Below are 11,351 nucleotides of genomic sequence, written 5' to 3' on the forward strand. Positions count from 1 at the left end.
AATTAATTGATGATTCAAATGAACTAACGCATGCTTCAGCTTCTACTCTTGATTTAGAGGTCAAGAAGGAGTGTAATAGAAGAGTAAATGCTGAATCTGTAAAAGTAGTTTCTTTATTAATGATCAAGCGTCTTCTTAACATTAATATTAATGAACAATTGGTATTTGATCGTGGTTCTAATAGGTATACAGGCTTAGTTTCTCAGTTTGCTGACGCTATTAGAGTTGCTGGATTTAAGATTTAAGATGGGTGTATCTATGAAAAGTTTAGAGAATAATAATCAGGATTTACTTCAACTCTTAGTATCTGTCAGGAGAGTTACGAAAGTTACAAAGGGTGGTAAAAATTTTTCATTTTCTGTTCTTGTTATTGTTGGTGATGAGAAGAGTAGGGTGGGTTGTGGTATAGGAAAACATGCGGAAATTGCTGAAGCAAGAGTTAAGGCTATAAATGCTGCTAAAAAGTCTATGATTATAGCACCTTTAAATAAAGGAAGGACATTATATCACGATGTTAAAGTTAAGTATCGTTCTAGTAAAGTGCTTTTAAGGTTAGCTAAATATGGAACTGGCATAGTTGCTGGTGGTCCTATAAAAGCTCCTGTTGTGGTTGCGGGATATAAGGATGTAGTTGCTAAGTCTCTTGGATCTAATAATCCTCATAATCTTGTTTATGCTGTTTTCAAGGCTTTTGGGGAAATGTACTCTCTTAGACAAGTTGCTAATAAGAGAGGTAAAAAAATTAGTGAAGTTATTAGAAAAAAAGGGTAAGTACATGAAGTTAAATTCTATGTTTACTGGTGTGTTAAAAGGAAAAAAACCTAAGCTGCTCGGTAGGGGTATAGGTTGTGGTAAGGGAAAAACATCTGGTAGAGGACATAAGGGACAAAAAGCTAGGAGCGGAGTGTCTATTAACGGTTTTGAGGGTGGTCAACAATCAATATATACTCGATTACCCAAAAGGGGGTTTAAATCTAAGTGTAAAGATGTATATTCTATAATTAATTTAGTTGACATTCAGCATTTAATAAATGTTGGCAAGGTATCTCAGGGTGACATCATTGATAAAGACCTATTATATAAATATAAGTTGATAAAATCTACTAACTGTAAGGTTAAACTTCTCAACAATGGTAAGTTGAGCGAAAGCTTTGCTTTTTATGTTAATTCAGTATCAAGTTCTGCTAAAAAAAGTGTTATTTCTGCAGGCGGTAGTATAGAAATTTTACTATAATATTCAGAATGAAGAGCAAGACCTTATTCTCTGATTTAAATTCTATTTCTTTGTATAGAGGTGATTTATTAAGGCGCATATTTTTTACATTAATAGTCTTAATATTTTATCGCTTAGGCACTTATATTCCTATTCCTGGAATTAATCTTGAAATTGTTAAAGACCTTTTTTTTCAAGATAGTCATGGAATTTTTGGAGTATTCAATTTATTCTCTGGTGGTGCTTTGGCTAGGATGACTATTCTTGCTTTAAATGTTATGCCTTATATAGTAGCATCTATAGTTATGCAATTAGTTTCTGTTGCTATTAAAGGGATGGATAAAGTGAAAAGCAACGAAGGCATAGGACATAAGAGTATGAATTTTTATATACGCTGTATGACCATAGTGTTTTGTGCTTTTCAAGCAATGACTATGTTGATTGGATTAGAAAAGTTAGGTGATAATGTTGTTATAGAGCCTGGTATTATTTTCCGCCTTACAGGGGTTTTTAGTATGGTTGGTGGTACTATGCTTTTAATATGGTTGGGTGAAATTATTACTGCTTATGGTATAGGAAATGGAATTTCTTTGATTATTTTTACAGGAATAATTTCAGAATTGCATAATGGATTATCACATTTACTTAAGTTAAATAAAGCAGGTGTATCAGCACTTGTTGTTCTTTTTGTTTTTTTACTATTTTTGCTGTTATTAATATTAATTATTTATGTGGAGTATTCATATAGAAAAGTTAATATTCATTATCCAAAAAAACAGTTTAATAAGGTTAATCGCAATAATTTCAGTTATATACCACTGAAGATAAATTTATCAGGAGTGATACCAACTATTTTTGCTAATGCAATGCTACTCACTCCTATTACAGTTGCTAATTTTTATAAGGGGAGTGTATTTTCTGATTTTATTTTGCATTATCTTTCTCCTGGAAAGGTGTTATATATAACTTTTTACTTAATTTTGATAGTGTTTTTTAATTTTTTTTACACTAATTTTATATTTAATCCACAAGAAAATGCCAATTTCTTGAAAAAAGGTGGAGGCTTTATTCCAGGTATAAGGCCTGGAAAGCATACTTCTGAGTACTTGCATGGTATAGTTTTTAAGTTAACTTTTATAGGATCTGCTTATTTAGCAGTGATATGTATTGTGCCAGAGATAGTTAGATACTATTATAATGTGCCTTTCATTTTTAGTGGAACAAGCTTATTAATTATAGTTAATGTAATTACTGAAACAATCTCACAAGTACAATCCTATATTTTTGCAAATAAATATGATAATTTAATAAAAAAGTATGAGTCGAAATCAGGAAGATTAAAGTGAATATTCTAATATTTGGTCCTCCAGGTTCTGGTAAAGGCACTCAGTCAGTTTTTTTAGTGAAGGAATATAATTTATCAATTATATCTGTAGGTAATTTATTGAGGCAGATTATATCAATTGGAGGTGATCTTGGTAAAAAAATACAAAAAATTGTTGAGTCTGGAAATTTAGTATCAGATGATATTATCTGTAATTTATTATCTGATCAACTTCAGTTAATAGGTGATAATTTTTTATTAGATGGTTTTCCTAGAAATTTAACTCAAGCACATTTTTTAACGGAGTGGCTGCTAAAAGTAAAAAGAAGGGCTATAGATTGTGCAATTGAATTACTAATTCCTGACGAAATTGCTGTAAGTAGGATGACTAACCGTCTTATATGTATGGATTGTAACAGTGTATATACTCTTTCTTTACTACAAGAGCGCGGCTTGGTATGCATAAAATGTCACAGTAAAAATCTAAAAAAGAGGAGTGATGATACGGATCTTGCAGCTATTAACAATAGATTGAGTGAGTATCATATGCAAATGCAGGATTTACGCCATTATTATATGAATAAATTAATTACTGTAGATGCTAATCGTAACATCAATGTAATTGCTGAGGAAATTGCAATGAAAATTGCAAATTATGCATAAATTTGCTCTGCCATTTTGTCTATTACTATCGATAATAACTTATTGCTTGGGTGATTATTATGTAATATCTCATGGCAGCCATATTATATTTAATATAGCTAGATTACTAAGTGATATATTTATTGATTTACTAAAACTGATTAGTTTACCATTAATTTTTCTATCTATTATTTCTGTTCTTTCTGGACTTAAGGATTCAATTGAAGTTAAATTTTTGCTTAGAAAAATACTTTTTTATACCTTATTCACTACAATAACAGCAGCAAGTATTGCTTTAGTTTTTTATTTACTGATAGATCCAGCAAAAAGTAATATTGTTACTAATAATTTAGTAGAAAACAATTCAAGTAAACAAAGTTACTTGCCATATTTAAAATCACTTATTCCATCAAATGTCATAAAAATCTTTCTTGAAAACAATGTAATAGGCGCTATGTTCATAGCCTTTTTGATTGGCGTCTCTGTTCTTTCCTTACAAAAAGAAAAACAAATGATTTTACATCAAGTATTTTCTGCACTTTTTGATACTTTATTGAAAGTTACTCAATATATATTAAAATTTATTCCTGTTGCTATTTGTGCATTTATCATATGTTTTTTACATGACTTAAAAGATAATCATCAATTATATGGCCTTTTATGGTATCTCTTTTGTGTTATATTTGCAAATTTCGTACAAGCATTTTTAGTTTTACCCTTACTAATGTGGTATAAGGGAATATCATCTTTTCAAACTTTTAAGGGAGTTTTATCTGCATTAACTATAGGTTTCTTTTCTAAATCTTCCAGTGGAACTTTACCAACAACTATAAATTGTGTGCAAAAGAATTTAAATGTTTCAAAGAAAATTTCATCCATTGTTTTGCCTGTATGTACAACAATTAATATGAATGCATGTGCTTCATTTATTTTAATCACAGTGATGTTTGTTTCAGAATCAAATGGGTATGTTTTCACTTTTTGTGAAATGTTTGCATGGATATTCTTATCCACTTTAGCAGCTGTAGGAAATGCTGGAATACCAATGGGATGCTATTTTATGGCAACTAACTATTTGATAGCTATGAACATACCATTACATATAATGGGTGTTATTTTACCTTTCTATGCAATAATAGATATGCTTGAAACTGCAATAAATATCTGGTCTGATGTATGTATCACACAAATAGTTAATAAAGAATATACTGAGTAGTAAGTCTATAATGTAGTTATAGCGTTCAATTTAATTAACTTTCTATTCATAAATTATAAAGTTATTGCTTGCTGCTGTCGAAATATTTAAAAACATCATTTAAAAATATATAAGTAAATTTTTAAAAAAATTACCTAATCAATTGACTTTTTAATATAAAATGTTAATGTATAAAGTATATTAATTATTAGGTCAATGCAATGCCAGACAATACAAATGAGATTATAAACTTACATTCGATTCCAATTGTAAGTAATCAAGATACTGAGAAAGAAATTTCAAATATTATCACATCCGAAAGAGATCTAAATCAGATGATAAAGAAATTAGAAGGAAAAAAGTTGATATGGGATTTTTTAATGTTATTAAATAATGGTCATTATAAAGAGATGGGAAAAAGGTTTGATATAATCAAGGAAGTAAATGAAAAAATAAAAGGTTCATTAGGTGAGGAATGGTTGGCATACAAACCTTCAGATAAAAATCTCAATGTTAGACTTAAAAGTGATAATCCAAAACCGATAGAGATTAACAAGCTCATGGCTCTAAAAGATTATAATAAATTTTATATTCATCTTAGTGAAGGTAATGAAATTGCGGTAGAAAGAAAAAATAAAGAGAGGCATTATGACTTTAGCAATACGAATTCACCTTGTGAGATGACTATTAACTGGAATATAAGCAGGAGCTTACTGTGTAATAATAAAAATTATACATTGATTTTGGAAGTAGATAAAGATGGAATTAGTGCTATTAAGGAATTGAAATGTGGAAAAGATAGCATTGTAGATAAAGATAAGATCTTAGAATTAGTAAAAGTAAATAAAGAGGTTTTCTTAAATGGATGTGGTTTAAGTGACTCTTTGGAAAACTACTACTTGAAAAATAGAGACGAGGTAGTAAGCCCAGAATTAACAAATCCAAAAACGGTACAAGCTTTCGATAAAAATGGGATAGAGCACGAATAGAAAGCCAACTACGCATTAACAGATTGAAAACAGTGCAAGTTGTCAATGAAATGCATTACCTTTTTATCTGTTCAACATAAAATATATTTATTAGATGTTCTTTTTTTACTGTTTTCATTCCTAGTTAAAATCTCTATTCCTTTTTGACTTAAAGATAGTGTTGAAAGAGATATAATTTTGGAAACTTTGACCGTATAATAATTTTAAATAATGCATAATTTTAAAATTAATCATATCATAAAAAGTATTTTATGAATTGCTGATTGTTTTTTCCTAGTTGGCAATAGAGTTTTTCTGCAAATTTTTGTTGATTACATTATCAAGGCATTCAAAATGTTATCTTTTTATTAAAGATGCGATGGAAAGATGAAGGTATTGTTATAGCTACTAGGAAATATGGTGATAAAAACTTAATTGTTTCTCTATTTACGCAGAATTATGGAAAACGTCGAGGATTAACTAGGTTAACGAAAAGTAATAGTTATAAATTTCAAGTCAATAATTTGCTTGATGTGGAATGGGGTGCTAAATTGCCGGAAAGCCTAGGATTTTTTAAATGTGAAATTATTGAATCCTCATTTCATTATTTTTTTCATGATAAGCTAAAAAATATTGCTATTATAGCTTTTACATCAATGCTAGAAAATATTTTGCCAGAAAATGAAGCTAATAAAACTCTATATGAAAAATTCAAATATTTTATTAATGTAATAAAAAATAATACAGAATCTTGGCAAGTTTGTTATCTGAGTCTTGAGCTTACTCTCCTTACAGAACTTGGTTTCAAATTGGATTTGTCTAAATGTGCAGTAACTGGAACAACAGAAAATTTAAAATTTATTTCTACTAGAACTGGTAGGGCAGTATCTCAAGATATCGGAACACGTTATAAAGATAAAATTTTTCCCTTTCCGCGCATGCTACATAATGCATACCATAATAATTTTTGTTGTGTTCATAAACTTGAGGAATTTCAACTAGGACTAAAAATTACGGGTTATTTTTTAGATAAGTGTGTATTTTCACAGCTTGGCATACCATTTCCTGAATTAAGAAAATTCATGATGAATTATTTATATTGACATTAATATATAGCTTTATTATAAGTTTAATATCAATTAAAAGTGTTTTTATTTATGGCAAATATTATACAAAAGTTAAAGAATTTTTATAATTCGTTCACAAATAAGTCAACTCATAGTGAACAAAGTGATATTCAATTAGATGATTTAGACATCACGATTGATCTGCCTAGTAAATTTCAAAAATTTTCAAGTCATGAGAATGAGATTTTGAAAATTTTTAAAGAAGCAAACAGTTTGTTTTGTAGTAATTTTCAAGGCTTAACAATGTTAGGTAGACCAAAATATTTCTATAATAAAGAAAACAAAAATTGGACATATGACCGTGCTTATGTGAATCATAAAAAAAATGAAAGTAGTAAAAGTTACGATAATGATGGGTGGTTCCATGTAGTAGAGGTAACACTGCATCCCGGTAGTTTTATAAGCTCTTTCAAAAATATTACTGAACATATTGTAAATTTAAAAAATGCTAGTGATTCACAGATTGAGCAGTGTTTTCAGCTTGAAATGTATTGTAGGTATCTTCTGATTCAGTGCATGTATATGTATACGGATGAAGGCAAGGATAATCTTCGTAAGTATCAAGGAAGTGCATTAGAAAACATTGAAGAGATATTAAAAGATACTAATGTTCTCTTATTATATAAGCTATTTAAGCATATTTGTTTATTTAATAAAAATATGGATATATCCCCATCACCTGCAACTGAGTGTGATAAAACAGTAGATTTTAATATAAAAGAATTTATAAAATTGCTAAAGAAATATATTGCTGATAATTTACAACTAGTAAAAGAAGCTGCTTTACAATTGAAGCCTTATTTGAAGAATTGTAAAATTGATGCAATATCAATAAAGCCATGTTTACAAGATAAGAACTATGCTAAGATTAAGTTAAAAAGTGATGATGGAGAAATCACAGTAAGTGAATTTTTAAAATCTGATTTTTGTAAACAAAATGGAATTTCAAGATTTGATATATCTGATGTTGATAAAAAATTTAGAATTGATGGCTTTGTCAATGAAGAAGGAGTTAGGCACTATAGAGTTTTAAGTGGCTCACTGCAAATCATTTTAAATTGGCAGATAGGAGAGAAGAATTATAGTATTACATTATGTATTATAGTAGGCACACTTATCCTTAAGAATGATCAAAAACTATCTCGCGAAGAAATAGAAACAAATACACAAGTAAAGATTGCTGTTGCTCAAAAAGATGGTAAAGATCTTTACTTCAACCTAAGTGAAATTATAAACTTTAAACAAGAAGGTTGTAACATAACAGAAAAGCTTTCTTCAAATCTTAATAATGTACAAGTAAATCAATTGATAGAGGGAAGAGCAATAAGCAAAACTATTTAAAGATGTGTATAGGGTTTTAAAGTGTCTTGCTAAAAATGTCGGAATGTAACAGAAGAAAGTTGCACTATGGAATGGAAGGGTAGTAATGGTTATCTTGGGCAAATGACAAGTAAGGCAAAAATAGTACCAAAATATAGTAGTTTATCGATAATGATGCTTTCTGTTCTTGATATTTTTCTCACTTCTAACCGCAATTCTTGTCTATTTTTAGGTAGAATATTTTCGAAATATAGAAATTACTTTTTAAATGTTAAAAAATAAAAATGATAGAGCTTGTTATTTATATTTAAATGCTAGATAATAAAAATAAAAAATAATGGCAGAAAGAGCTAATAATATTAAAGTCGGACAAGTATTGGAGCATAATAAGGAGTTATTCTTAGTTTTAAATACAATGCACACACAGCCAGGTAAAGGTGGTGCTTACGTACAAGTTGAAATGAAAAATATTAAGACTGGTGCGAAACATTATGAAAGATTTCGTTCTGAAGTACCTATAAGGCGTGCAATTTTAGATGAAGAAGAATATATTTATCTTTTTACTGATGGTAATCTTTTGCACATTATGAACAATGTTAGCTATGAGCAAATTGTTCTTAGCGTAGATTTGCTTGGAGAAAGAAAAGTGTACTTACAAGATAATATGAAACTTAAAGTACAAACTTATCGAGGGAAAGTTATCTTTGTCTCTGTGCCTGATTATGTTACCCTTACTGTAAAGGAAACTGAAAATGTAATTAAGGGTCAAACTGTTACTGCTTCATATAAGCCAGCCATTCTAGATAATGGTATGCGTGTTAATGTGCCGCAATTTGTGAAAGCAGATGATAAAATTGTAATTTATACTCCTGATCATTCATATTATGAAAGGGCAAAGGAATAATAGTGTCTATTATATCACCAAGGATTAGTGTAATGTTACAATGTGTGCGTAAGGCGTCTAATGCTTTAATTCGTGATTTCAATGAGTTACAGGTTTCACAGCTTAAGTCAAGTAGCTTTATCGAATCAGCTTATTCACGATCTGCAAAAATTATACGTGATGGATTATATAATTATAAAAATGATAGCAATTTTGTTTTTGAAGGAGATGCTGAGAGTGAAATAAACAGCGATTATTCTTGGTTTCTTTTACCAATAGATGGTAAGGAAAATTTTGAAAAATCAATTGTATGTTTTGCCATATCAGTGTGTTTGATTTATAAAAATAAAGCTGTGGCAGCTGTAGTTGATATTCCAGCATTAAAAGAGACTTTCTGGGCAGAAGAAGGCAAGGGTGCTTTTTTAGATAGTTCTTCGAGGTTTATTAAAATGAGAATTGGAAGTAAACAGAGGTTAAGTAGTTGTATTATAGATTGTTATAATATAGATTGGAATTTATTAAGTAATTTACTGTCTCATAACTTTAATTTACGTATTTTCGGGTCAATAATGCTTGGTTTTATGTATCTTGCGCTTGGAAGATTTGATATTATATTATATTCAAATATTCATAAATACAAAGTCTTGATGGGCAGGTTATTCCTTCAAGAAAGCGGATATGGTAAAGTAACTGAAAAAAATGGGTTAGTTGTTGCTGGCAATTCTGCATTACATCAATTGTTAGTATCTGAAATAAATAAAAATACTGCTTGTTAAAATTATTCATAAATAAGTATAAAGCAGAATTTGTATAAAAACTCAAATTTAAATATGAACAAAATTATAAGAATAGTATACTGTTATTATAATAGATTTTTACAATATAAAAAAAGCATGTTTAGTACAGTCACATGTGTATTGGTATAGTACCACTGATTATGATATTAGTGGTGGCAGTAGCTGATATGTCGACGGATTTATACTCTGTAGCAATGCCAAGTATTGCTGAGTATTTTCAAGTGCATGCCAGTTTAGCTCAGTACACAATTACTTTCAATCTGGCTGGACTTGCTATTTCTGGATTAGTTTATGGCCCACTATCTGACCATTACGGTAGACGTCCAATAATGCTACTTGGAATGGCAATCTTTACTACTGCAAGTTTACTGTGTTGTATGGTCGATAATATTACACTTTTAATTTTAGTACGTTTTATGCAAGGTATAGGATCTGGAGTTGCAGGCGTTATTGGTTATGCAGCCATAAAGGATATATATTCTGGAAGTGAATACACAAGAGTAATTTCAAAACTAAACATGGTTGTTGCACTTTCACCAGGTGTTGCACCTATTATCGGTAGTTATATAATATCTTCTGGTTACCACTGGAATAATTTATTTATTATTATGTCTCTTGCAGCTTTTACAACGCTTGCCTTAGTTTATTTTAAGCTAGAAGAAACATTAATATTAGATCATAAACCACTTAATGCAAAAGGATTAGCTATCAAAATAATTAAGCAATACACGCTAATGTTTAAAAATCGCAGGTTTCTTGGGTTTGCTACAATTCAAGCATTAACTTTCACGTGGTTATGGGCGTACGTTGTTAATTATCCTTTTATCTTTAAAAAGATGGGGATAGATGTTAGATATTTTGGTCATCTGATTTCAGTAATAGTAATGTTTTTTATAGTTGGAACAATAGTAAATGCTAGGTATGTATCGAGAGTAGGGGTAAATAAAATGTTGATTATAGGTCTGTTATTGCCTTTATTATCGGACGGATTATTGATGTATATCTATTTTATAGATAAACTTAGCATTGTTATTTTGCAGGTTTTATGGATTCCTGGTAATATTGGTCTCGCTTTTATAATCAGTAATAATGTTACTCACGCGTTAGAGGCTATAAAAGATACTGGTCTTGGCAGTGCATTTATTTTTTTTGCAGATATGATGTGTGGTGCTGTAGGAACATATTTTGTAGGAAGATTTCTAGATTACGGAATTTTACCGAATCTTGTATTAACAATTTTATGTTCAATAGTAGCAATTATAATTTATATACGTTTAGAAAAAATAACTTTGACTACTTAATTTATAATAATATAATTCAATGATGACTCTTTCGTCTAGTGGTTAGGACATCACCCTTTCACGGTGGTAACACGGGTTCAAATCCCGTAAGAGTCACTTTAGTGTATATTTCTTAAAGTTCAGTATTATTGTGCTTAATTAGCTTGACTTTTTTTTATTAGTTATGTTATAATTAAAGCTTTATATGTTACGATTTAAGTAATATGGTAAGTTACAGAGATATTAAAATATTTTTAGTGGACTCTATTTTAGAAGGTGGAGATAAAGTTGATCTTCTAGAGAATCCTGAAGCTTTGGAGAATATTGAAAAACATTTTGAAGCAGCTCAATTTATAATCAGTTCTAGCTTAAAAAGTCATGATAAGTGTGAGCTTATTAGAAGTAAAGCAGCTTTATCAAATATAGAGAAGTATCCAGAAAGAAGTAGAAGTATAATGAATGATAGTAGCGTATCAGGTCTTTATAGACGGCGTGTGATTACAAAAGGTGATATTTTTAAGGAAACATCAGTTACTTTGAAAAGAACTCAATCTGTACGAGATGTAGAAATGAAGTCATGTGGAACATCCAAAATCTCTGAA

The 11,351-nt window shown here is 29.5% G+C and carries 14 protein-coding genes and 1 tRNA gene; all 15 read left to right on the top strand.

What is annotated here, in order from left to right; genetic code table 11:
* Positions 1 to 245 (top strand): 50S ribosomal protein L18 (locus V6U76_RS02595; protein ID WP_333023464.1); only part of this gene is annotated, 245 nt, incomplete at its 5' end.
* A 1-nt stretch (position 246) separates the two neighbouring features.
* Complete coding sequence (rpsE, locus tag V6U76_RS02600) at positions 247 to 771, top strand: 30S ribosomal protein S5 (RefSeq protein ID WP_333023476.1); 525 nt, start codon at positions 247 to 249, stop codon at positions 769 to 771.
* Positions 772 to 775: 4 nt separating this feature from the next.
* Positions 776 to 1,234: a 50S ribosomal protein L15 gene (rplO, locus tag V6U76_RS02605; protein WP_333023465.1), complete on the top strand. Its 459-nt coding sequence runs from the start codon at positions 776 to 778 to the stop codon at positions 1,232 to 1,234.
* Between the two features lie 8 nt (positions 1,235 to 1,242).
* Positions 1,243 to 2,559, top strand: coding sequence for a preprotein translocase subunit SecY (gene secY, locus V6U76_RS02610; protein WP_333023466.1), 1,317 nt, complete (start codon positions 1,243 to 1,245; stop codon positions 2,557 to 2,559).
* Positions 2,556 to 3,200 carry an adenylate kinase family protein gene (locus V6U76_RS02615; RefSeq protein WP_333023467.1) on the top strand — a complete coding sequence of 215 codons (645 nt, stop codon included), beginning with the start codon at positions 2,556 to 2,558 and terminating at the stop codon, positions 3,198 to 3,200. The genes secY and V6U76_RS02615 overlap by 4 nt, the downstream gene beginning before the upstream one ends.
* Positions 3,193 to 4,395 (top strand): dicarboxylate/amino acid:cation symporter, encoded by a 1,203-nt coding sequence (locus tag V6U76_RS02620; protein WP_333023468.1) that lies wholly within the window; start codon positions 3,193 to 3,195, stop codon positions 4,393 to 4,395. The genes V6U76_RS02615 and V6U76_RS02620 overlap by 8 nt, the downstream gene beginning before the upstream one ends.
* A gap of 200 nt (positions 4,396 to 4,595) precedes the next feature.
* Positions 4,596 to 5,363, top strand: a complete 768-nt coding sequence (locus V6U76_RS02625; RefSeq protein ID WP_333023469.1) for a hypothetical protein — start codon at positions 4,596 to 4,598, stop codon at positions 5,361 to 5,363.
* A 353-nt stretch (positions 5,364 to 5,716) separates the two neighbouring features.
* Positions 5,717 to 6,445 carry a DNA repair protein RecO gene (gene recO / locus V6U76_RS02630; protein ID WP_333023470.1) on the top strand — a complete coding sequence of 243 codons (729 nt, stop codon included), beginning with the start codon at positions 5,717 to 5,719 and terminating at the stop codon, positions 6,443 to 6,445.
* Between the two features lie 54 nt (positions 6,446 to 6,499).
* On the top strand, positions 6,500 to 7,810 hold the full coding sequence (locus V6U76_RS02635; RefSeq protein WP_333023471.1) for a hypothetical protein: 1,311 nt from the start codon (positions 6,500 to 6,502) through the stop codon (positions 7,808 to 7,810).
* Between the two features lie 66 nt (positions 7,811 to 7,876).
* Positions 7,877 to 8,071: a hypothetical protein gene (locus V6U76_RS02640; protein WP_333023472.1), complete on the top strand. Its 195-nt coding sequence runs from the start codon at positions 7,877 to 7,879 to the stop codon at positions 8,069 to 8,071.
* 55 nt (positions 8,072 to 8,126) lie between these two features.
* On the top strand, positions 8,127 to 8,693 hold the full coding sequence (efp, locus tag V6U76_RS02645; RefSeq protein WP_333023473.1) for an elongation factor P: 567 nt from the start codon (positions 8,127 to 8,129) through the stop codon (positions 8,691 to 8,693).
* A gap of 2 nt (positions 8,694 to 8,695) precedes the next feature.
* Positions 8,696 to 9,448: an inositol monophosphatase family protein gene (locus tag V6U76_RS02650; RefSeq protein ID WP_333023474.1), complete on the top strand. Its 753-nt coding sequence runs from the start codon at positions 8,696 to 8,698 to the stop codon at positions 9,446 to 9,448.
* Positions 9,449 to 9,582: 134 nt separating this feature from the next.
* The gene (locus V6U76_RS02655; protein ID WP_458695393.1) at positions 9,583 to 10,770 is read left to right on the top strand and encodes a multidrug effflux MFS transporter; all 1,188 of its coding nucleotides are present in this window, start codon (positions 9,583 to 9,585) and stop codon (positions 10,768 to 10,770) included.
* A gap of 24 nt (positions 10,771 to 10,794) precedes the next feature.
* A tRNA-Glu gene (locus tag V6U76_RS02660) sits at positions 10,795 to 10,866 on the top strand.
* Between the two features lie 107 nt (positions 10,867 to 10,973).
* Positions 10,974 to 11,351, top strand: a 378-nt coding sequence (locus tag V6U76_RS02665) for a hypothetical protein (RefSeq protein WP_333023475.1), incomplete at its 3' end; no start/stop codon positions are given.

The organism is Wolbachia endosymbiont of Pentidionis agamae (assembly GCF_036711655.1).
GTDB lineage: Bacteria > Pseudomonadota > Alphaproteobacteria > Rickettsiales > Anaplasmataceae > JAZHPY01.

Bases quoted from the DNA above. Each gene is read 5' to 3' on its own strand.
- V6U76_RS02655 (WP_458695393.1), top strand. From the start codon at position 9,583: ATGTGTATTGGTATAGTACCACTGATTATGATATTAGTGGTGGCAGTA.
- secY (WP_333023466.1), top strand. From the start codon at position 1,243: ATGAAGAGCAAGACCTTATTCTCTGATTTAAATTCTATTTCTTTGTAT.
- recO (WP_333023470.1), top strand. From the start codon at position 5,717: ATGCGATGGAAAGATGAAGGTATTGTTATAGCTACTAGGAAATATGGT.
- V6U76_RS02620 (WP_333023468.1), top strand. From the start codon at position 3,193: ATGCATAAATTTGCTCTGCCATTTTGTCTATTACTATCGATAATAACT.
- V6U76_RS02625 (WP_333023469.1), top strand. From the start codon at position 4,596: ATGCCAGACAATACAAATGAGATTATAAACTTACATTCGATTCCAATT.
- V6U76_RS02640 (WP_333023472.1), top strand. From the start codon at position 7,877: ATGGAATGGAAGGGTAGTAATGGTTATCTTGGGCAAATGACAAGTAAG.
- V6U76_RS02635 (WP_333023471.1), top strand. From the start codon at position 6,500: ATGGCAAATATTATACAAAAGTTAAAGAATTTTTATAATTCGTTCACA.
- efp (WP_333023473.1), top strand. From the start codon at position 8,127: ATGGCAGAAAGAGCTAATAATATTAAAGTCGGACAAGTATTGGAGCAT.
- rpsE (WP_333023476.1), top strand. From the start codon at position 247: ATGGGTGTATCTATGAAAAGTTTAGAGAATAATAATCAGGATTTACTT.
- rplO (WP_333023465.1), top strand. From the start codon at position 776: ATGAAGTTAAATTCTATGTTTACTGGTGTGTTAAAAGGAAAAAAACCT.